Below are 22,539 nucleotides of genomic sequence, written 5' to 3'. Positions count from 1 at the left end.
AGCCCGCATGTCACGTCCGTTCGCCCTGTTCACCGGGCAGTGGGCCGACCTGCCGCTGGAGGAGGTGTGCCGGCTCGCCCGGGACTTCGGTTACGACGGTCTCGAACTCGCCTGCTGGGGCGACCACTTCGAGGTCGACAAGGCCCTCGCCGACCCGGGTTACCTGGCCGGCAGGCACCAGCTGCTGGAGAAGTACGGCCTGAAGTGCTGGGCGGTCTCCAACCACCTCGTCGGGCAGGCCGTCTGCGACGCGATCATCGACGAACGCCACCAGGACATCCTGCCCGGCCGCGTCTGGGGGGACGGGGACCCGGAGGGGGTCCGGCAGCGCGCCGCGGCCGAGATCAAGGACACCGCGCGGGCCGCGGCGGCCTTCGGTGTGGACACCGTCATCGGCTTCACCGGCTCGGCGATCTGGCACCTGGTGGCGATGTTCCCGCCGGTCCCGCCCCGCATGATCGAGCGCGGGTACGAGGACTTCGCCGAGCGGTGGAACCCGATCCTCGACGTGTTCGACGCGGAGGGTGTCCGCTTCGCCCACGAGGTGCACCCGGGCGAGATCGCGTACGACTACTGGACCACGCACCGTGCGCTCGAAGCGGTCGGCCACCGCCCCGCGTTCGGGCTGAACTTCGACCCGAGCCACTTCGTGTGGCAGGACCTGGACCCGGTCGCCTTCCTCTACGACTTCCGGGACCGGATCTACCACGTCGACTGCAAGGAGGCCCGCAAGCGGCTCGACGGGCGCAACGGCCGGCTCGGCTCCCACCTGCCGTGGGGCGACCCGCGGCGCGGCTGGGACTTCGTCTCGGCCGGCCACGGCGACGTGCCGTGGGAGGACGTCTTCCGGATGCTGCGCTCCATCGGCTACGAGGGCCCCGTTTCGGTGGAGTGGGAGGACGCGGGTATGGACCGGCTCGCCGGGGCGCCCGAGGCGCTGCGCGACCTGAAGAGGTTCGACTTCGACCCGCCGAGCGCGTCGTTCGACGCGGCCTTCGGCGGCGGCCGGTAGCGGCTGCGGCAGCCCGGGACCCGGTCCCGGCACGCGGCGGGCGAGGCCGCCGGGGACCGGGCCGCCCGGTGGCGAGTGCGCCACCGGGCGGCCCGGCATGCCCGAAGGCGGCTTTGTCCTGATGCGGGGAAAAGTTGCGGCGCATCCGTGCGCAAGGTCTTTCGGTACGGGACGAACCCCGCTACCGTCCACAGAGGTTGCACAGGACAGCGGGCCGCACAGGCCCTGGCGGGGCAGGTGTGACGGCGCACACCACTGCCGCCCTTTCACGATCCGGTGCCGGACGAGCACCGGAAGCGTACGAACAGCCCACTCCCCGGAGGACTTTCGTGCACAGAAAACGTCCCGGAGCAAGATCGCTCCTCGCCGCGCTGACAGGCGTCCTGCTCGCCGGCGCGAGCCTCGGCGCCGTACCCACCGCCGCGGCGAACACCGCGTCCGCCGCCGTGGTGGCAGCCGCACCCGCGGCCGCCGACCCGGTCTTCCAGCAGGTGACGCTCGCCAAGGGCGCAGCCGAGGTCGGCGAGCCCATGTCGCTGGCCGTCCTGCCGGACCGCGAGGTGCTGCACACCTCGCGCGACGGGGTCCTGCGGATCACCGATGCGAACGGCACCACCAAGGTCGCCGGCACCCTCGACGTGTACAACCACGACGAGGAGGGCCTGCAAGGCGTCGGCGTGGACCCGGACTTCGCGCACAACAGGGCGATCTACCTCTACTACGCGCCGAAGCTCGACACCCCGGCCACCGACGCGCCCGAGACCGGCTCGGCCGCCGACTTCGCTCCCTTCGACGGCTACAACCGGCTCTCCCGGTTCACCCTCGAAGCGGACGGCACCCTCGACAAGGCCAGCGAGAAGAAGGTCCTCGACGTCGCGACCTCGCGCGGCATCTGCTGCCACGTCGGCGGTGACATCGCCTTCGACGGCGAGGGCAACCTCTACCTGTCGACCGGCGACGACTCCAACCCGTTCGCCTCCGACGGCTACGCACCCATCGACGAACGCCCCGACCGCAACCCGGCGTTCGACGCCCGGCGCAGCGCGGGCAACACCAACGACCTGCGCGGCAAGATCCTGCGCGTCAAGGTCGCCGCCGACGGGTCGTACACCGTGCCCGACGGCAACCTCTTCGCCCCCGGCACCGCGAAGACGCGTCCCGAGATCTACGCGATGGGCTTCCGCAATCCGTTCCGGATGTCCGTCGACAAGAAGACCGGCATCGTCTACGTGGGCGACTACGGCCCCGACGCGGGCGCCGCGTCCCCGACCCGGGGCCCAGGCGGCCAAGTGGAGTTCGCCAGGGTCACCCGGGCGGGCAACTTCGGCTGGCCGTTCTGCACGGGGAACAACGACCCGTTCATCGACTACGACTTCGCGACCGGGACGTCGGGCGCGGCCTTCGACTGCGCCGCGCCGAAGAACGACTCGCCGCACAACACCGGCCTGGTCGATCTGCCGCCCGCACAGCCGGCCTGGATCCCGTACGACGGTGGCAGCGTCCCCGAGTTCGGCAGCGGCTCCGAGTCGCCGATGGGCGGCCCCGTCTACCGCTACGACCCCACCTCCACCTCGCCCGTGAAGTTCCCCGAGGAGTACGACGGGAACTTCTTCGCCGGTGAGTTCGGCCGTCAGTGGATCAAGCGGATCGAGCAGGACGGCGATGGCACCGTCCAGAAGATCAACGACTTCCCGTGGACCGGCACCCAGGTCATGGACATGGAGTTCGGCCCCGACGGCGCCCTCTACGTCCTCGACTACGGGCTCTCCTGGTTCGGCGGGGACGACAACTCGGGCGTCTACCGCATCGAGAACGTCACCGGCGGGCGGGCGCCCGTCGCCAAGGCTGTCGCCAACAAGACGTCGGGCGCCGCCCCGCTGCGGGTCGCGTTCTCCTCCGCGGGCACCACGGACCCCGACGGCGACACCGTCTCCTACGCGTGGGACTTCGGCGACGGGGCCCGCTCGACCGAGGCGGACCCGACGCACCCGTACAAGAAGAACGGCACCTACACGGCGACGCTCACCGCCTCCGACCCCGACGGCCACACCGCCACCGCCTCCGTCCAGGTGGTCGTCGGCAACACCGCGCCGAAGGTCGAACTGACCGTGCCGTCCGACGGCGCCCTGTTCGACTTCGGTGACACACTGCCCTTCAAGGTCACCGTCACCGATCCGGAGGACGGACCGGTCGACTGCGCGAAGGTGACCGTCCACTACGTGCTCGGGCACGACAACCACGGCCATCCGCTCACCTCCGCCAACGGCTGCGAGGGCACCATCACGGCGCCGGCCGACGCCGACCACGACCCCAACGCCAACATCTTCGGTGTACTGGACGCCGAATACACTGACGGCGGTGGCGGCGGTCAGGCCCCGCTGACCACCCACGACGAGGTGCAGCTCCAGCCCCGCCACCGGCAGGCCGAGCACTACACCGACTCCTCGGGCATCACCCAGCAGGCCAAGACCAGCGCGAACGGCGGCAAGACCGTCGGCGACATCAACGACGGCGACTGGATCTCCTTCACGCCCTACAACCTGACCGGCGCGAAGACCCTGACCGCGCGGATCTCCTCCGCCGGCGCGGGCGGTTTCCTCGAAGTGCGCACCGGCTCGGCGGACGGGAAGATCCTCGGCTCCGCACCGATCCCCGTCACCGGCAGCTGGGACACCTTCCAGGACATCGACGTGCCCCTGCGCGGTGTGCCCACGAAGTCCACGAAGCTGTTCCTCGTCTTCAAGGGCGGCGAGGGTGCGCTCTACGACATCGACGACTTCCGCATCAGCGACCAGGCGCCAGGGAAGACCGAGAAGCGGATCCTCGTCTTCTCCAAGACCGCCGCGTTCCGGCACGACGCCATCCCCGAGGGCATCGCCGCGCTGAAGGAACTCGGCGCGCAGAACAACATCACCGTCGACACCACGGAGACGGCCGCCCAGTTCACCACGAACAACCTCGCCCGGTACGACGCGGTCGTCTTCCTCTCCACCACCGGTGACGTGCTCAACCCCGAGCAGCAGAAGGCGTTCGAGTACTTCATCTCCACCGGCGGCGGCTACATGGGCGTCCACGCGGCGGCCGACACCGAGTACGACTGGTCCTTCTACGGCGGCCTGGTCGGCGCCTACTTCCAGGGCCACCCGACGCCCCAGCCCGTGACCGTACGGGTCGAGGACCAGAAGAACCCGGCGACGGCGCACCTGCCGAAGGCCTGGAGCTGGAACGACGAGCTGTACAACTACCGCACCAACCCGCGCGGCAGCGTTCACGTCCTCGCCACCCTGGACGAGACCACCTACCAGGGCGGCACGATGCGCGGCGACCACCCGATCAGCTGGTGCCAGGACTACCAGGGCGGCCGGTCCTTCTACACCGGTCTCGGACACACCAAGGAGTCCTACGCGGACGCGGACTTCCGCGGCATGCTGCTCGGCGGCCTGAAGTACACGACGGGCCAGGTCAAGGCCGACTGCAAGCCCCAGAGCGGATACCGGGACCTCTTCAACGGCCAGACGCTGGAGGGCTGGAAGCACGCGGGTCCCGGAGCGTTCGACATCGGCGGCGGCGAACTGCACTCGGCGGGCGGCCTCGGCCTCCTGTGGTACCAGGCGAAGCAGTTCTCGGACTACTCGCTGAAGCTGGACTGGAAGCTCGACGGCGACGACAACTCCGGCGTATTCGTGGGCTTCCCCGAGTCGGACGACCCCTGGTCGGCGGTCGACAACGGGTACGAGGTGCAGATCGACGCGACCGACGCGCCGGACCGCACCACCGGCTCGATCTACACCTTCAAAGCGGCGGACATCAAGGCGCGCGACCGCGTGCTGCGCCCGCCCGGCCAGTGGAACAGCTACGAGATCAAGGTCCAGGGCGAACGTCTCCAGGTCTTCCTGAACGGCGTGAAGATCAACGACTTCACCAACAAGGACCCCGCGCGCAGCCTGAAGGACGGCTACATCGGGATCCAGAACCACGGGCCCGACGATCAGGCGGCGTTCCGCAACATCCAGATCAAGGAACTGCCCGCGCCGACCGGCTGAGGTCCCGATACCGGTCCCACCGAGCCGGCGGTGGGCGGGGAGGCGCCGTACCCCCCGCCCACCGCCTCGGACCGGCGCCGGCCGTACGGCCCGTAGTCCCTGCGGGCCGCCCGGCCGCGCGCCGGGCCCACCCTGGGCGCCCGGTGCCGCACCGGCCCGGCCCCGGGGCAGCGGATCCGGCGTACCGATCCATCGGTACCTCCGCACACGGAACGGCGCACCGGAATGACCGAACGCCTGCACAGGGAGCGGAACATGCGGCCTCCGCACCGGAAGACACCCGATCCGCACCGGAACACACCCGCACCCGTACCGCGTCACCCGTAAGACCGCGCGCACCCGCACCCGCACCGCGTCACTCGTAGGGCCGGCCAGGCGCATCCGCTCCGCGCACGCACACACCGCACACCCTCGCACTCAGCACTCGAACACATCCGCACACAGCACACCGGCACATCGGCGGCAGGAGGCAGACCGTGACGACGACCAGCAGCGAATCGGCCACAGCGCGCACCGGAGTCTGGTTCGTCGGGGCACGCGGCTCCGTCGCGACCACCGCGGTCGCGGGGTGCGCGGCGGTGACCGCGGGCCTGCACGCCCCGACCGGGATGGTCACGGAGACGCCGCCCTTCGCGGGGGCCGGACTGCCCGCGCTGTCCTCGCTCGTGTTCGGCGGGCACGACACCGCGAGCTGCCCGCTGCCCAAACGTGCCGAGGCGCTCACCGAGGCGGGCGTGCTGCCCCATGGGCTCGTCGGCGCGATCACGGCGGAACTGGCCGCCGCCGACGCGGAGATCAGGACCGGCGGCCCGGGACCCGGCGACACCCGCGACGACGAGGAGATCATCGCGGGCTTCGCCGCCGACATCGCGGGCTTCACCCGCCGCATGGGGGTCGCCCGTACGGTCGTCGTCAACGTGTCGTCCACGGAGCCGCTGCCCGCGCCCGGTGATCCCCGGCTGCCCGCGAGTTCCCTGTACGCGGCCGCGGCGGTCCGCGCGGGGTGCGGATACGTCAACTTCACCCCGTCCACCGGCCTGCGCACCCCCGTCCTGGCCGCCGCCGTCGCCGCGAGCGGGCTTCCCCACGCTGGCCGCGACGGCAAGACGGGCCAGACCCTGCTGCGGTCCGTGCTCGCCCCGATGTTCGTGCAGCGCGCGCTGAACGTACGGGCCTGGTCCGGTACGAACCTGCTCGGCGGCGGCGACGGCGCCGCCCTCGCGGACCCGGCCGCGGCGGCGGCCAAGAACGCGGGCAAGGAGCGCGTCCTCGCCGACGCGCTCGGCGCCGCTCCCGAGGGCGAGGTGCACATCGACGACGTGCCGGCACTCGGCGACTGGAAGACGGCCTGGGACCACATCGCCTTCGACGGTTTCCTCGGCTCGCGGATGATCCTCCAGACCACCTGGCAGGGGTGCGACTCGGCGCTGGCCGCGCCCCTCGTGCTCGACCTCGCCCGGCTCGTCGCCCGCGCACACGAGGCGGGGATCGGCGGGGCGCTGCCGCAACTGGGCTTCTACTTCAAGGATCCGGACGGACGGTCCGTCGCCCTCGCCGAGCAGTTCGAGGAACTGCTGGCCTTCGCGGGCCGGCTGGGGGCGGGCGCGTGAGCCTGCTGCGACGGGCCCGCGACTGGGCCGAACTACTGCGTGTCTCGGCTCTGTTCACCGTTCCCGGCGACGCCCTCGCCGGTGTCGCGGCGGCCGGTGCCCGGCCCGGGCGCGGCACGGCCCTGGTGATCGGTTCCTCGCTGTGCCTGTACGAGGCAGGCATGGCGCTCAACGACTGGGCGGACCGGGCGGAGGACGCGGTGGACCGGCCGCACCGGCCGATCCCCTCCGGCCGGATCGCACCGCGCGCCGCGCTCGCGGCGGCGGGCGCCCTGACGGCGGCCGGTCTGGCCCTGGCGGCTGTGGCGGGACGCCGCCCGCTGGCGGTGTCGGCGGCGATCGCCGCCACCGTGTGGGCGTACGACCTGAGGCTGAAGCACACCGTCGCGGGTCCGGTCGCCATGGGCGCGGCCCGTTCGCTGGATGTCCTGCTGGGCGCGTCGGCGACCCCGGAGGCCCGGGGGCCGGGCGCCGTGCTGCCCGCCGCCCTCGCGCTCGGAGCGCACACCGCTGCCGTCACCACCGTCTCGCGCGGGGAGACCCAGGGCGGTGCCCTGGCCGCGCCCCTGGCGGCGCTGGCGACCGCGACAACGCTGTCGGCGGCGTTGATCCGCCCACCGCACCGCCCGGGTGCCCCGCCGCGGCCCGGAGTACGGGTCCCGACGCGATCCGCAGCCGGCCCCGCCGGAGTGCGCGCCGCGGAGCTCATCGCACCTGTCTGCGGTGGGTCCGGGGACCTGACGCAGGCCCGTACCGGGAGCGGTCGGGTGGATCCGGCCGGGCGCCTGGTCGTCGCGGGGCTCGCCGCCGCGTACCTCGCCACCACCGGGCGTCCTGCTTGGCATGCTCTGCTCAATCCTTCGCCGCCACTCACCCAGCGTGCCGTCGGCGGCGGCATCCGCGCCATGATCCCCCTCCAGTCCGCCCTCGCCGCCCGCGCCGGTGACCCGCTGACCGCCCTCGCCGTCGCCGCGCTGGCCCCCCTCGCCCGGCTGCTCGCCCGGAAGGTGAGCCCCACATGAGCCTCCGCCTCGGCTACGGCACCAACGGCCTCACCGACCTGCGCCTGACCGACGCCCTCGCGCTGCTCGCCGACCTCGGCTACGACGGCGTCGGCCTGACCCTCGACCACATGCACCTCGACCCGCTCGCCCCGGACCTCGGGGCCCGCACCCGCGCCGTCGCCGCACGGCTGGCGGCGCTCGGGCTCGGCGTCACCGTGGAGACCGGCGCGCGCTACGTCCTCGACTCCCGCCGCAAGCACGGGCCCACACTCCTCGACCCCGACCCCGAGGCGCGCGCCGCTCGGGTGGCGCTCCTGCTGAGTGCCGTACGCGTCGCCGCCGACCTCGGCGCACACGCGGTCCACTGTTTCAGCGGCGTGCCCGCCGGGGGCGAGGACCCGGCCCTCGGCTGGGCACGGCTCGAAGAGGGCTTCGCACCCCTGCTCGACGCGGCGGACCGCGCCGGGGTCCCGCTCGCCGTCGAACCCGAGCCCGGGCACCTCGTCGGCGACCTCGCGGCCTTCCACGAACTGCGGCGCCGCCTCGGCGATCCCCCCTCCCTCGGCCTCACGCTCGACATCGGCCACTGCCAGTGCCTGGAGGCGGCGACGCCCGCCGCCTGCGTACGCGACGCCGCTCCATGGCTGCGCCATGTGCAGATCGAGGACATGCGGCGCGGTATCCACGAACACCTGCCGTTCGGCGACGGCGAGATCGACTTCCCGCCCGTACTCGACGCCCTCGACGCCGCCGGCTACCAGGGACTCACCGTCGTGGAACTGCCCCGCCACTCCCACGCGGGCCCCGAACTCGCCCGTCGCTCCCTCGAATTCCTGCGATCAGCCACCGACCGTGCGAAGGGAGCTGCCGCATGACCCCCACCCGCGCCGCGCTCGTCCCCCGCCTCGACGGCGCGGGCCTGGCCTGGCTCGACGCCGCGCTCACCGAGGCCGCCGCACCGGGGGAGGGCGCCTGGGAACTCAGGTTCGCCGCCGCCGGTCGGTACTGCGGACAGGACAACGCCGACGACGTCCGCGTCCTGCTCCTCGACCGTGCCGGCGCGGACCTCGCGACACTGACCCGCCTCTACCGGCAGGGCAGCGGCGCCGAGCGGCGGGCCGTACTGCTCGCCCTGCCCGCACGCGTACCGGGTCCGGGGGCCGTGCCGCTCATCGAGGACGCCCTGCGTGCCAACGACACACGGCTCGTGGCCGCCGCCGTGGGGCCCTACGCGGCCGACCACCTGGACCCGCATGCATGGCGGCACGCCGTACTGAAGTGCCTGTTCACCGGGGTTCCGGTCGAGCACGTCGCCGCACTGGCCCGGCGCGCCGCGGGTGACAGCGAACTCGCCCGCATGCTCGCCGACTTCGCCGCTGAACGCAGCGCCGCCGGCCGCACCGTGCCGGCCGGCCTCCACCGCGTACTCGCCCTCACGGGACTGGAGTCCTGATGCGCATCTTCGACCCCCACATCCACATGACCTCCCGCACCACGGACGACTACCGGGCCATGTACGACAGCGGTGTGCGCGCCCTCGTGGAGCCGTCGTTCTGGCTCGGCCAGCCCCGCACCTCGCCGGCCAGCTTCTACGACTACTTCGACGCGCTGCTCGGCTGGGAGCCGTTCCGCGCGGCCCAGTACGGCATAGCCCACCACTGCACCCTCGCCCTCAACCCGAAGGAGGCGGGCGACCCGCGCTGCGCCCCCGTCCTCGACGCGCTGCCGCGCTACCTCGTCAAGGACGGTGTGGTCGCCGTCGGCGAGATCGGCTACGACTCGATGACCCCGGCCGAGGACCACGCCCTCGCCGCACAGCTCCAACTCGCCGCCGACCACGGCCTGCCCGCCCTGGTGCACACCCCGCACCGCGACAAGCTCACCGGGCTGCGCCGCACCGTCGACGCCGTACGCGAGTCGGCACTCGCACCCGAACGGGTACTGCTCGACCACCTCAACGAGACCACCGTCAAGGACGCCGCCGACAGCGGCTGCTGGCTCGGCTTCTCCATCTACCCCGACACCAAGATGGACGAGGACCGCATGGTCGCCGTCCTCAAGGACCACGGGACCGAGAGGGTCCTCGTCAACTCCGCCGCGGACTGGGGCAGGAGTGATCCGCTCAAGACCCGCAAGGTCGCCGACGCCATGCTCGCCGCCGGGTTCACCGACGACGACGTCGAACAGGTGCTGTGGGCCAACCCCGTGGCGTTCTACGGCCAGAGCGGCCGGCTCCAGCTCGACGTCCCGGCCCCGGCCGGCGAGCGGGGGGCGCAGCACGAGGGCAACTCCATCCTGCGCGGCGGGGAGTGAGGCCATGCGCTTCCGCCACCCCGACGGCTCCACCGTCCACCTCGCGTACTGCACGAACGTCCACCCGGCCGAGAGCCTCGACGGAGTGCTCGCCCAGCTGCGCGACCACTGCGAACCCGTCCGCAGGCGCCTCGGCCGCGACCGCCTCGGTATCGGCCTCTGGCTCGCGAGGCCCGCCGCCCGCACCCTCGTGGACGACCCCGCGCGGCTGCGCGCTCTGCGTTCCGAACTCGACCGGCGCGGTCTGGAGGTCGTGACCCTGAACGGCTTCCCCTACGACGGTTTCGGCTCGGACCAGGTCAAGTACCGCGTGTACAAGCCCGACTGGGCGGACCCGGAACGCCTGGCGTACACCACCGACCTCGCCAGGCTCCTCGCCGCGCTCCTGCCGGACGATGTCACCGAGGGCACCATCTCCACCCTGCCGCTCGCCTGGCGCACCGCCTACGACGCGGAGGCGGCCCGCACCGCGCACCGCGCGCTCGTCACCCTCGCCCGGCGGCTCGACGCGCTGGAGGAACTGACCGGCAAGTCCATCCGGATCGCCCTGGAGCCCGAGCCCGGCTGCACCGTGGAAACCACCGCGGACGCCATCGCGCCGGTCGTCGCCGTCGCCTCCGACCGGATCGGGGTGTGCGTCGACACCTGCCATCTGGCCACCTCCTTCGAGGACCCGCTCGCCGCCCTCGCCGCGCTGGCCGCCGCCGGCGTCACCGTCCCCAAGACGCAGCTGTCCGCGGCCCTGCACGCCGAACACCCGCACCTGCCGGAGGTCCGCGCCGCGCTCGGGGCGTTCGCGGAACCCCGCTTCCTGCACCAGACCCGCACGCGAACGGCGGCGGGCCTGCGCGGCACCGACGACCTGGACGAAGCCCTGGTCGGTGACGCGCTGCCCGACGGGTCGCCCTGGCGCGCCCACTTCCACGTACCGCTGCACGCGCCGCCCGCGCCGCCGCTCTCCTCGACGCTCGATGTGCTGCGCGTCGTGCTCGCCGGGCTGGTCGGCGTCGCCGAGCCGCGCACCCGCCACCTGGAGGTCGAGACCTACACCTGGCAGGCGCTCCCCGCCGAGCTGCGACCGCGCACCCGGGGCCGGCTAGCCGACGGCATCGCCGCCGAACTCGTCCTCGCCCGGGACCTGCTGACCGACCTCGGCCTCAAGGAGCTGCCATGACCGAACCGTCTCCCGACCGCCCCGTGCCGCTCCTGGTCCTCGACGTCGTCGGCCTCACCCCGCGTCTGCTGGAGCACATGCCGCACCTGGAACGGATGGCGCGGGGCGGGTCGCGGGCCACTCTGGAGACGGTCCTGCCCGCCGTGACCTGCAGCGCCCAGTCCACGTTCCTCACCGGCACCCTTCCCGCCGAGCACGGCATCGTCGGCAACGGCTGGTACTTCCGCGAACTCGGTGACGTCCTGCTGTGGCGCCAGCACAACGGCCTCGTGCGGGGCGACCGGTTGTGGGACGCCGCCCGGCGCACGTTCCCCGGCTACAGCGTCGCCAACATCTGCTGGTGGTACGCGATGGGTGCCGACACCGACTGGACCGTCACACCACGCCCCGTCTACTACGCCGACGGCCGCAAGGAGCCGGACTGCTACACCCGGCCGCCCGCCCTGCACGACGAACTCACCGCGAAACTGGGCACGTTCCCGCTGTTCCACTTCTGGGGCCCCGGCGCTGACCTGGTCTCCTCGCAGTGGATCATCGATGCGACCCGGCACATCCTGCGCACCCGCGCCCCTGACCTCGCGCTGTGCTATGTGCCGCACCTCGACTACGACCTCCAGCGCTACGGCCCCGACGACCCGCGCTCCCTGCGCGCCGCCGCCGACCTCGACACGGCCCTCGCGCCACTGCTCGACGACGCGCGGGCGGCCGGGCGCACTGTCGTCGCGCTCTCCGAGTACGGCATCACGAAGGTCTCCCGGTCCGTCGACATCAACCGGGCCCTGCGCAGGGCCGGGCTGTTGGAGGTGCACACCCAGGACGGCATGGAGTACCTCGACCCGATGGCCTCCCGCGCCTTCGCCGTCGCCGACCACCAGATCGCCCACGTCTACATCGCGAAACCTGAGAGGCCCGGCGAGACAGCGGCCGTCCGGGAAGCACTGGCCGGACTCGACGGCATCGCCGAACTGCTCGATGACGCGGGCAAGAAGCGCCACGGCCTCGACCACCCGCGCGCGGGCGAACTGGTCGCCGTCGCGGAGCCGGACGCCTGGTTCACGTACTACTACTGGCTGGACGACGCGCGCGCCCCCGACTTCGCGCAGCTGGTCGAGATCCACCGCAAGCCCGGCTACGACCCGGTCGAGCTGTTCATGGATCCGCACGACCCCTATGTCCGGCTCAGGGCCGCCGCGGCGCTCGCCCGCAAGAAGGCGGGCCTGCGCTACCGGATGGCGGTCGTCCCGCTGGACGCCTCGCCGATCCGCGGCAGCCACGGCCGCCTTCCGGCGAGCGACGAGGAGGGCCCCGTCCTGTTGTGCTCCACCCCCGGAGTCGTCGGTGGCCGCGTCGCGGCGACCGATGTGAAATCCCTGCTCCTCGGGCTGGCAGACCCGCACCGACCACACAAGGAGTCCCGCTCATGATCCGCAACAAGACCGTCGACGCCGAGCTCGCCCACCGGCTGAGCAGACGCGGCATGCTCGGTGTCACCGCGGGCGCGGGGGCCGCCGCGCTGCTCGGCCTGACGGCGGGCACCGCGGGCGCCGCCCCGACGGCCGCCGCCGGCAAGAAGCCCGCGCCGACCCGGCCCGTACTGCCGCCGGGACGTCTCGGCATCCAGCTGTACTCGCTGCGCGACAAGGTCCAGCAGATCGGCTTCGCCTCCGTCTTCAAGGAGCTCTCGGAGTTCGGTTACGACGAGATCGAGTACGCCGGATACACCCAGGGCATCGGGTCCATCTCGGTGAAGCAGGTGGCGCGGCTCGCCACGAGCTACGGTCTCAACGGCATCGGCAGCCACGTCGGCTACTTCACCAGCGACCCGAACGGCTACAGCTTCGCCACCAGCCTCGGCAAGGTGCTGGACGACGCCGAGACCCTCGGCCTCGAACACATCGGAACCGCCTCCAGCCCCAACCGGTACGGCAACACGGTCGACGCGTGGAAGCGGGCCGCCGCTGAGTTCAACACGTACGGGGAGGCCGCCAAGGCGCGGGGCATGAAGTTCTACCAGCACAACCACGGCGACGAGTTCGCCTTCGCGTCCGACAACCCGGACGTGCGCCTGTACGACGTGCTGCTGGCGGAGACCGACCCGAAGTTCGTGTTCCTGGAGATGGATATCTACTGGGCCTTCACGGCGCAGTTCCGCTTCAGTGTCACGCCCCAGGGCAAGCCGCGGCCCTTCGAGCCGATCGACTACGTGGTCGAGCAGCCCCACCGCTATCCGCTCTTCCACGTCAAGGACGGCGTCCACGACCCCGAAGCGGGCGACGGATACGACATGGTCGACGTCGGTGACGGGGACATCGACTACAAGACGTTCATCCAGAAGGTCAACGCCACCAACAAGGGCCGCACGTCGCACCACTGGCAGGTGGAGCACGACCAGCCCGTGGACTCACTGGAGTTCGCCCGCAAGTCGGCGGACCACCTGCACGCCCTGACGGAGAAGACGAAGGGCTGACCCCGGCGGCCGGCCGTTCCCCGGCCGCACACACCACGGCGGGCGGTGCCGAGAAGGCATCGCCCGCCGCTGGTTGTCGAACCGGCCGTGTCTGTCGGGTTCGCCGGGCCCGTCGGTCACCGCAGAGAGGCCGCCGGGGACCCGCTGCCGCGCCCGTCAGATGACGCTCACGCCGCCTCGCGGCTGACGGGCCGGGGATTGGGCGACTCCCCTCGGCGTGGCGCCCCGGGATGCCGCAGCAGCAGGGCGAGCCCCGCCGCCACCAGTGAGATCACACCGGCCGTGGTGTAGGCGCCGTTGTAGCCCCACTTGTCGATGACCATCGACCCGAGGCCCGAGCCGAACAGGCCGCTGATCACCTTGCCGCTGTAGGCGATCCCGTAGTTCGTGGCGTTGTTGTTCTCGCCGAAGTAGTCCGGCACCAGGGTGGCGAACATCGGGTAGAACGCGCCGCCGCCGAACCCGGAGAAGAACGCGAACACCAGGAACAGCCACTCACTGTGGATGTTGCCCGCCCACATCACGCCGAACTGCGAGAGCCCCAGTACGAGGATCACCAGGATCAGGGCCGCCTTGCGGCCCACCACGTCGGACATCCAGCCGACGATCGCCCGTCCGACGCCGTTGACGACGGAGAGGACGCCCGCCGAGTTGGCCGCGACGAGCGGACCGAACCCGACCTCCTTGGCGAACGGGACCTGGAAGGACACACCGAATATGGAGACTCCCGCGGTGATCACCAGCAGCACCCAGATGAGCGGCAGCTGACCGGTCCGAAGCGCCTCCATCGGCGTGTACTGCTTGATGGCGGGCGGGTTCTTCGCCAGGGCCCGGGCGGTCTTCGCGTTGCCCTGTCCCCGCCTGAGCGGGTCCACGTGCGCCGGCCACCAGTTCTTCGGCGGGTCCTTGAAGAACCAGGCGACGGCGAACAGCACGACCATCACGTAGACACCGACGAGGTCGAGAACCACGTGGTAGTTGCTGGTGTCGAAGGCGAAGTTGAAGATGAAGATGAACGGCACCGCGCCGTACGCGAACCCGCCGTTGACGAATCCGGTCGTGCTGCCCCGCCGCTCCGGGAACCACTTGCCGGTCATGTTGATGCACGTGGAGTACACCAGACCGGAGCCCACTCCACCGAAAACACCGAACCCGAGGACGGCCAGGAACACGTTGTGGAAGTGGGAGATCGCGAGGAATCCCAGCAGGGCCAGTACCGAGCCCAGCAGGATCGCGGCCTTCGGCTTGAGATAGCCCTTCTCCCGCAGCCATCCGGTCGGGAACGACACGCCCGCTTGGAAGAACGTCCACACGCTGAGGATCCAGAAGGTGTTGCTCTGGCTCCAGCCGTGGGCGTCCGAGAGCACGTCCTCGGCCGAACCGTAGGCGTACTCGAACACACTGATCGAGAACATGGCGGCCCACGGCAGCCACATCATCAACCTGCGCGAATGGCCGAGTATCTCGCGGTCGGTCTCACCCACCCGATAGATCCGGCCCCTGCTGTCCGTGACCTCGCGGTAAGCGGCCGGCGCCGGCTCCCGCCCTACGTCGCTACTCATTGCGCATCGTCTCCTTCGGCTTCCAAAGAACCTGGCCAGCGCCCCCTGTCCGGACTCTTCGCGCTTCAGGAGCCGGTTTATGTGGTGAGCAGCCCCGCGGCCCGGGCCCACCGGTACTTGGCGCCGAGCGCCTCCACCGGCTTCTCGGTGGTGTACGGGTACGCGACCACGCCGCGTGCGTAGAGGTAGGCGCAGGCCTCCTCCACCTCGGTGTCACCCGCCAGCGACGCGACGACGGGCTTCTCGATGCCCCGCTCCCTGAACTCCGCGACGACACGTGCCGTCAGCTCGGCGAAGACCATCGGGGGAGTGACGATCGTGTGCCAGTAGCCCAGCACCAGCGCGTGGATGCGCGGGTCCTCAAGGCCCAGGCGGATCGTCTTCTCGTACGTGGACGGGGGCTCGCCGCCCGTGATGTCCACGGGGTTGCCCGCCGCGCCGAACGGCGGGATGAACTTCCGGAAGGCCGCGTCCAGGTCGTCGGGGATCTCCATCAGCCGCAGGCCGTTGTCGACGATCGCGTCGGACAGCAGCACCCCCGACCCGCCGGCCCCGGTGATGATCACGACGTTGTCGCCCTTCGGGGTGGGCAGCACGGGCAGCGCCCGCGCGTACTCCAGCATGTCGGCCAGTCCCGGGGCCCTGATCACGCCGGCCTGCCGCAGGATGTCGTCGTAGACCGCGTCGTCGCCCGCGAGCGCCCCGGTGTGCGAGCCGGCCGCCTTCGCACCCGCCGCCGTGCGCCCCGCCTTCAGCACCACCACCGGTTTCTTCGGCACGGTCGCCCGGGCCGCCTCGACGAACGCGCGGCCGTCCTTGAGATCCTCCAGGTGCATCGCGATGCACTCGGTGTGCGGGTCCTCGCCGAACCAGGTCAGGAGGTCGTCCTCGTCCAGGTCCGACTTGTTGCCGAGCCCGACGATCGCGGACACACCGGTCTTCGTCGTGCGCGCGAAGCCGAGGATCGCCATGCCGATGCCACCCGACTGCGAGGTGAGGGCCACACCGCCCTTCACGTCGTACGGGGTGCAGAACGTGGCACACAGGTCGTGCCACGTCGAGTAGTAGCCGTAGATGTTCGGCCCGAGCAGCCGGATCCCCTGCTCCTCGGCGATCCGCACGATCCTGTCCTGGAGTTCGTGCTCGCCGGTCTCGGCGAACCCGGACGGGATCAGCACCGCGTTGGGTATGCCCTTGCGGCCCACCTCCTCCAGCGCGGCCGGCACGAACGCGGCCGGGATGGCGAACACCGCGACGTCCACCTCGCCCGGTACGTCCGTGACACTCCGGTACGCCTTGCGGCCGAGGATGTCGTCGGCCTTCGGGTTCACCGGGTGGATCTCACCGTGGAAACCGCCGTCGATCAGGTTCCGCATGACCGAATTGCCGATCTTGCCCGGCTCGTTGGAGGCGCCGATCACCGCGACCGAGTCCGGCTTCATCAGCCGGCCCATCGAGTTGAGGATCTCCTCCCGGGTGAACGTCCTGCGTGCCGCGGGCGCTTCCGTGGTGAGGATGACCCGCACGTCGGCGGCCATCACGCCCGACTCGGTCGCGAAGACCGGATTGAGGTCGATCTCGGCGATCTCCGGGAAGTCCGCCGCGAGCGTCGAGACCCGTACGATCAGGCCGGCCAGCGCGTCCCGGTCCACGGCCTTGCCGCCGCGCACCCCGCGCAGGACCTCCGCGGCGCGGATGCCGTCGAGCATGGAGAGCGCGTCGTCCTCGGTGGCGGGTGCGAGCCGGAAGGTCACGTCCCCCAGGACCTCGACCAGCACACCGCCGAGCCCGAACGCCACGATCTTGCCGAACGTCGGGTCGGTGACCGTGCCCACGAGCACCTCGGTGCCCTCCGGCACCATCTGCTGGACCTGCACCCCGAGGATCCGGGCGTCCGGCGCGTACGCCCTGGCGTTGGAGACGATCGAGGTGAACGCGCCGCGCACCTCGGCCGCCGACTTCAGGCCGATCCGTACGCCGCCCGCGTCGGTCTTGTGCAGGATGTCGGGTGAGACGATCTTCATCGCCACGGGGAAGCCGATCCGGTCCGCGAGCCGGACCGCGTCGTCGGAGCACTCGGCGAGTGCCTCGGCCGGCGTCGGTATGCCGTAGGCGTCGCTGATCGCCTTCCCCTCGGGGGCGGTCAGCGCGGTGCGGCCCTCGGCCAGCGCCGTGTCCAGTACGGCCCGTACGGCCGACCGGGCGGTCCCGTTTGCGGACACTAGATGACTCCGTTCGTCTTCAGGGCGCCCAGTTCCTCGTCGTCGAGGCCGAGTTCGCCGTAGACCTCGGTGTTGTGCTCGCCCAGCAGGGGCGACGTCGTGACGGTGACGGGAGAGTCCGACAGTTTGAGCGGGTTGCCCACGGTGGTGAAGCTGCCCCTGGTGGGGTGCTCGACCCGCACGACCATGTCGTTCGCGGCCAGCGAGGCGTCCTCGATGATCTCCTTCGTGGACAGGATCGGGCCGCACGGGATGTTGTGGGCGTTGAGCTTCTCCAGCACCTCCCACTTGGGCAGCCCCGCGGACCACTCCTCGATCAGCTGGAACATCTTGTCCAGCTTGGGCAGCCGCACCTCGGGGGTCGCCCAGTCGGGGTCGTTCGCCAGCTCGGGCCTGCCGATGAGTTCGGTGATCGGCGCCCACCCCACCGGCTGCACGATCACGTACACGTAGTCGTTCGGTCCGCCGGGCGCACACCGCACCGCCCAGCCGGGCTGCCCACCGCCGCTCGCGTTGCCACTGCGGGGCACCTCGTCGCCGAAGTCCCGGTTTGGGTACTCCCGCAGGGCGCCGTGCGCGAGGCGCTGCTGGTCACGGAGTTTGACCCGGCACAGATTGAGGACGGCGTGTTGCATGGCGACGTTCACCCGCTGGCCGCGGCCGGTGGACTCGCGCTGGTACAGCGCCGCGAGAATGCCGGCCACCGCGTGCACACCGGTGCCCGAGTCGCCGATCTGCGCGCCCGTCGCGGTGGGCGGACCGTCCGCGAAACCGGTGGTGGCCATCGAGCCGCCCATCGCCTGTGCGACGACCTCGTAGGCCTTGAAGTTCGTGTACGGGCCCTCGCCGAAACCCTTGATCGAGGCGTAGATGATCCTCGGGTTGATCTCCCTGATGCGCTCCCAGGTGAAGCCCATCCGGTCCACCGCACCCGGGCCGAAGTTCTCCACCATCACATCAGAGCGGCGGATCAGTTCGGTCAGGATCTCCTTGCCGCGCTCCGTCTTGGTGTTCAGTGTGATGGACCGCTTGTTGCAGTTGAGCATCGTGAAGTACAGCGAGTCGACGTCGGGGAGGTCCCGCAGTTGCTTGCGGGTGATGTCACCACTGGGGGCCTCCAGTTTCACCACGTCGGCGCCGAGCCACGCGAGCAGTTGGGTCGCGGAGGGGCCCGACTGCACATGCGTCATGTCGAGGACGCGCACGCCGGCCAGGGCCTGGGCGCCGTCCTGGGTCTGCACTGCCTGGGTCATGGGAGGAACTCCTCACTTGTACATGGTCTGGTTCATCGTTCCCGGCGCGTACGCGTCGGGGTCGACCCACACGTTGATGAGCGACGGCAGGCCGGACTCGCGCGCACGCCGCAGCGCGGGCCCGATGTCGGCAGGGTCGGTGACCTCCTCGCCGTAACCGCCCAGCATCTGGGCGAACTTGTCGTAGTGCACGTCCCCGAGGGTGTTGCCGACCCGTTCGCGGTCCTTGCCGTACTTGACGGCCTGTCCGTAACGGATCTGGTTCATCGAGGAGTTGTTGCCGACGATGCCGACGAACGGCAGGTCGTAGCGGACCAGCGTCTCGAAGTCCCAGCCGGTCAGGGAGAACGCGCCGTCACCGAACAGCGCGACGACCTCCTTGTCGGGCCGGGCCTGCTTGGCCGCCAGCACGAACGGGATGCCGACGCCGAGCGTGCCCAGCGGGCCCGGGTCCATCCAGTGGCCCGGCGACTTCGGCTGCACGACCTGGCCGGAGAACGTGACGATGTCGCCGCCGTCGCCGATGTAGATCGAGTCCTCGGTCAGGAAGTCGTTGATCTCGCTGACCAGCCGATAGGGGTGGATCGGCGACGCGTTCGACGTCAGGCTCGGCAGCCTCTTGTCCAGCGCCGCCTGCTCCGCTGCCCGCAGCTCGTCCAGCCAGCCCTTGCGCCGGGCCGCACCGCCGTTGATCCGGCCGCTCGCCGCCTGTGCCACGGATTCAAGGACGAGGCCCGCGTCCCCGACGATGCCGAGGTCGACGTCGCGGTTCTTGCCGACGGTGCGGTAGTCCAGGTCGATCTGCACGACCGTCGCGTCGGGGGAGAGCCGCTTGCCGTAGCCCATGCGGAAGTCGAAGGGCGTGCCCACGATGACGATGACATCAGCGTGGGAGAACGCGTAGCGCCGGGAGAGCTGGAAGTGGTGCGGGTCGCCGGGCGGCAGCGAGCCGCGCGCGGCGCCGTTCATGTACGCGGGGATGTTGAGCGCCCGGACCAGATCGATCGCCGCGTCGGTGCCCCGTGTCGTCCATACCTGGCTGCCGAGCAGGATGGCCGGCTTCTCGGCCGCGACCAGCAGGTCCGCGAGCCTTTCGATCGCTTCGGGGTCGCCGGCCGTGCGGGTCGAGGCGCGGTACCCGCCGGCCAGTGGTATCCGCGCGGTCTCCACCGGCACCTTGGCGTCGAGCACGTCGCGCGGGATCTCCAGGAAGGAGGGGCCGGGAGCGCCGTGGAAGCATTCGCGGAACGCCATCGAGACCATGTCGGCCGCGCGGGCGGTGTCGGGCACCGTGGCGGCGAACTTGGTGATGGGCGTCATCATGTCGACGTGCGGCAGGTCCTGGAGCGAGCCCATCTTGTGCTGGGTGTGGGCGCCCTGTCCGCCGATGAGGAGCATGGGTGACTCGGCCCGGAAGGCGTTGGCGACGCCGGTGACGGCGTCGGTGGTGCCGGGTCCCGCGGTCACCACCGCGCAGCCCGGCTTGCCGGTGATGCGCGCGTAGCCGTCCGCCGCGTGGGCGGCCACCTGCTCGTGGCGTACGTCGACGACCTCGATGCCCTCGTCCACGCACCCGTCGTAGATGTCGATGATGTGACCGCCGCAGAGGGTGTAGATGCGCTCCACCCCCTCCGCCTTGAGTGCTTTGGCGACGAGGTGGCCACCGGAGATCTGTGCCTGGGTGTCGTCGGGCATGGAGTGTTCCTGTCCCTTCGTCAGAACGCGGTGAAGCGCTCCCGGTACATTGCATACAGTCTACGAATACTGTATGAACCTTGTTATCCCCCATTCCCGGGGGTGGTGTCCAGGGGGCGTGCGGCACTTGACGCAAAAAGAGGAGCGGCATGGATCTGTACGAGCACCAAGCCAGGGAACTCTTCGCGGAACACGGCATTCCGGTCTCGGCGGCCGAAGTGGCGCTGACCGCGCGTGAAGCGCGCGACGCGGCCGAACGGCTCGGCGGACGCGTGGTGGTGAAGGCTCAGGTGAAGACCGGCGGCCGGGGCAAGGCCGGCGGTGTGAAACTGGCGGCCGACCCGGCCGCCGCAGAACTGACGACGCGTCAGATACTCGGCATGGACATCAAGGGACACACCGTCCGCAAGGTGATGCTCGCCGAAACCATCGACATCGAGCGGGAGTTCTACGCCTCCTACGTCCTGGACCGGGCGGCCGGCACGTTCCTCGCCATCGCGTCAGCCGAGGGCGGTATGGAGATCGAGGAGGTGGCGGCCACGAGGCCCGAGGCCGTCGCCCGCATCGCGGTCGACCCGGCGGAGGGAGTCACCGAGGCCAAGGCGATGGAGATCGCCGTCGCGGCGGGCCTGCCCGCCACGACCGCGCCGGTGCTGCGCGGCCTGTGGCAGGTCCTCGTCCGCGAGGACGCCCTGCTCGTCGAGGTCAACCCGCTGGTGCAGGCCGCCGACGGACGGATCATCGCCCTCGACGGGAAGATCACTCTCGACGACAACGCGCGGTTCCGCCAAGCACGGTGGGGCGAGTCCCCCCACGATCGGGACGTCGACCCGCTGGAGGCCGAGGCCGCCGAGAAGGGCCTCAACTACGTGAGACTCGACGGCGAGGTCGGCATCATCGGCAACGGCGCCGGCCTCGTCATGTCGACGCTCGACGTGGTCGCCGGGTGCGGGGTGCGACCCGCCAACTTCCTCGACATCGGCGGGGGCGCGTCCGCCCAGATCATGGCGGACGGCCTCTCCGTCATCCTGTCCGACCCGTCCGTCAGGTCCGTCCTCGTCAACGTCTTCGGCGGGATCACCGCCTGCGACGCGGTCGCCGACGGCATCGTACGGGCCCTGGAATCAGTCACGTTGACCAAACCGCTCGTCGTACGGCTCGACGGCAACAACGCGGCCCGCGGCCGGCAGATCCTCACCGGCCGCGCCCACCCGCTCGTCCACCAGGCCACCACCATGGACGGCGCCGCACGCCAGGCAGCCGTCCTCGCCCACACCGAGTGAGGAGCGGACAGCATGGCGATCTTCCTGAGCAAGCAGAGCAAGGTCCTCGTCCAGGGCATGACCGGGGGCGAGGGCATGAAGCACACACGCCGGATGCTGGCCGCCGGCACCGCGGTGGTCGGCGGCGTCAACCCGCGCAAGGCGGGCCGGACAGTGGACGTCGACGGGACCTCCCTGCCGGTCTTCGGCTCCGTCGGTGAGGGCATGGCTGCCACCGGCGCCGACGTCAGTGTGGTCTTCGTGCCACCGCCGTTCGCCAGGGCCGCCGTCATCGAGGCGGCCGACGCGGGAATCGGGCTCGCCGTCGTGATCACCGAAGGCATCCCCGTGCACGACGCCGTGGTCTTCCAGGCGTACGCCAAGAACAAGGGAACCCGGGTCATCGGCCCCAACTGCCCCGGTCTGATCAGCCCGGGACAGGCGAACGCGGGCATCATCCCCGCCGACATCGCCCCCACACCCGGGCGGATCGGACTCGTCTCCAAGTCAGGCACGCTCACCTACCAACTCATGTACGAACTGCGGGAGACCGGCTTCTCCACGGCGGTGGGCATCGGCGGCGACCCGGTCATCGGCACCTCCCACATCGACTGCCTGTCGGCCTTCGAGAACGACCCGGAGACGGAACTCATCGTGCTCATCGGCGAGATCGGCGGAGACGCGGAGGAACGGGCCGCCGCCCACATCGCCGAACACGTCACCAAACCGGTGATCGGCTACATCGCCGGTTTCACGGCACCGGAGGGCCGGACCATGGGCCATGCGGGGGCCATCGTCTCCGGTTCCTCCGGCACGGCCGAGGCCAAGAAGAAGGCCCTCGAAGCAGCCGGTGTGCACGTCGGCTCCACACCGTCCGAGACGGCACGGCTGGTACGCGACCGGCTCTGACCGCCCCGCCACC

General features: G+C 71.0%; 16 protein-coding genes. 12 read left to right on the top strand and 4 right to left on the bottom strand.

Annotation, left to right across the window (positions count from 1 at the left end; genetic code table 11):
- Positions 1–7: 7 nt before the first annotated feature.
- From OG310_RS05335 to OG310_RS05290, 10 genes are all read left to right on the top strand, one after another.
- Entirely contained in the window at positions 8–1,012 is a 1,005-nt protein-coding gene (locus OG310_RS05335; RefSeq protein WP_329454708.1) for a sugar phosphate isomerase/epimerase family protein, read from the top strand.
- A gap of 329 nt (positions 1,013–1,341) precedes the next feature.
- Entirely contained in the window at positions 1,342–5,055 is a 3,714-nt protein-coding gene (locus OG310_RS05330; protein ID WP_329454707.1) for a ThuA domain-containing protein, read from the top strand.
- A 476-nt stretch (positions 5,056–5,531) separates the two neighbouring features.
- Positions 5,532–6,665 (top strand): inositol-3-phosphate synthase, encoded by a 1,134-nt coding sequence (locus OG310_RS05325; RefSeq protein ID WP_329454706.1) that lies wholly within the window; start codon positions 5,532–5,534, stop codon positions 6,663–6,665.
- Positions 6,662–7,687 carry an SCO3242 family prenyltransferase gene (locus OG310_RS05320; RefSeq protein ID WP_329454705.1) on the top strand — a complete coding sequence of 342 codons (1,026 nt, stop codon included), beginning with the start codon at positions 6,662–6,664 and terminating at the stop codon, positions 7,685–7,687. Before OG310_RS05325 ends, OG310_RS05320 begins: the two co-directional genes overlap by 4 nt.
- Positions 7,684–8,544 (top strand): sugar phosphate isomerase/epimerase family protein, encoded by an 861-nt coding sequence (locus OG310_RS05315; RefSeq protein ID WP_329454704.1) that lies wholly within the window; start codon positions 7,684–7,686, stop codon positions 8,542–8,544. Before OG310_RS05320 ends, OG310_RS05315 begins: the two co-directional genes overlap by 4 nt.
- A complete protein-coding gene (locus tag OG310_RS05310; protein ID WP_329454703.1) occupies positions 8,541–9,122 on the top strand; it encodes an EboA domain-containing protein in 582 nt (193 codons plus the stop codon). The genes OG310_RS05315 and OG310_RS05310 overlap by 4 nt, the downstream gene beginning before the upstream one ends.
- Positions 9,122–9,982 carry a TatD family hydrolase gene (locus OG310_RS05305; RefSeq protein WP_329454702.1) on the top strand — a complete coding sequence of 287 codons (861 nt, stop codon included), beginning with the start codon at positions 9,122–9,124 and terminating at the stop codon, positions 9,980–9,982. The genes OG310_RS05310 and OG310_RS05305 overlap by 1 nt, the downstream gene beginning before the upstream one ends.
- A 4-nt stretch (positions 9,983–9,986) precedes the next feature.
- On the top strand, positions 9,987–11,156 hold the full coding sequence (gene eboE / locus OG310_RS05300) for a metabolite traffic protein EboE (protein WP_329454701.1): 1,170 nt from the start codon (positions 9,987–9,989) through the stop codon (positions 11,154–11,156).
- Entirely contained in the window at positions 11,153–12,580 is a 1,428-nt protein-coding gene (locus tag OG310_RS05295) for a nucleotide pyrophosphatase/phosphodiesterase family protein (protein WP_329454700.1), read from the top strand. The genes eboE and OG310_RS05295 overlap by 4 nt, the downstream gene beginning before the upstream one ends.
- Positions 12,577–13,623 (top strand): sugar phosphate isomerase/epimerase family protein, encoded by a 1,047-nt coding sequence (locus OG310_RS05290; RefSeq protein ID WP_329454699.1) that lies wholly within the window; start codon positions 12,577–12,579, stop codon positions 13,621–13,623. Before OG310_RS05295 ends, OG310_RS05290 begins: the two co-directional genes overlap by 4 nt.
- 167 nt (positions 13,624–13,790) lie before the next feature.
- Here OG310_RS05290 and OG310_RS05285 read toward each other — a convergent pair whose 3' ends face one another.
- From OG310_RS05285 to OG310_RS05270, 4 genes are all read right to left on the bottom strand, one after another.
- Positions 13,791–15,185: an OFA family MFS transporter gene (locus tag OG310_RS05285; RefSeq protein WP_329454698.1), complete on the bottom strand. Its 1,395-nt coding sequence runs from the start codon at positions 15,183–15,185 to the stop codon at positions 13,791–13,793.
- A gap of 77 nt (positions 15,186–15,262) precedes the next feature.
- Positions 15,263–17,407, bottom strand: coding sequence for an acetate--CoA ligase family protein (locus tag OG310_RS05280; protein WP_329454697.1), 2,145 nt, complete (start codon positions 17,405–17,407; stop codon positions 15,263–15,265).
- On the bottom strand, positions 17,407–18,660 hold the full coding sequence (gene frc / locus OG310_RS05275) for a formyl-CoA transferase (RefSeq protein ID WP_329454696.1): 1,254 nt from the start codon (positions 18,658–18,660) through the stop codon (positions 17,407–17,409). Before frc ends, OG310_RS05280 begins: the two co-directional genes overlap by 1 nt.
- A gap of 12 nt (positions 18,661–18,672) precedes the next feature.
- Complete coding sequence (locus tag OG310_RS05270) at positions 18,673–20,355, bottom strand: thiamine pyrophosphate-binding protein (RefSeq protein WP_329454695.1); 1,683 nt, start codon at positions 20,353–20,355, stop codon at positions 18,673–18,675.
- Positions 20,356–20,504: 149 nt separating this feature from the next.
- Here OG310_RS05270 and sucC point away from each other — a divergent pair, with 149 nt between their 5' ends.
- Both sucC and sucD read left to right on the top strand, forming a co-directional pair.
- Entirely contained in the window at positions 20,505–21,638 is a 1,134-nt protein-coding gene (sucC, locus tag OG310_RS05265; protein ID WP_329454694.1) for an ADP-forming succinate--CoA ligase subunit beta, read from the top strand.
- 12 nt (positions 21,639–21,650) lie between these two features.
- The gene (gene sucD / locus OG310_RS05260) at positions 21,651–22,526 is read left to right on the top strand and encodes a succinate--CoA ligase subunit alpha (RefSeq protein WP_329454693.1); all 876 of its coding nucleotides are present in this window, start codon (positions 21,651–21,653) and stop codon (positions 22,524–22,526) included.
- Positions 22,527–22,539: the final 13 nt, after the last annotated feature.

Origin of the sequence: Streptomyces sp. NBC_01497 (genome assembly GCF_036250695.1) — a bacterium.
Lineage (GTDB): Bacteria > Actinomycetota > Actinomycetes > Streptomycetales > Streptomycetaceae > Streptomyces.
The sequence above is the reverse complement of the archived record's forward strand: the minus strand, read 5'-3'. Positions and strand labels throughout refer to the sequence as shown.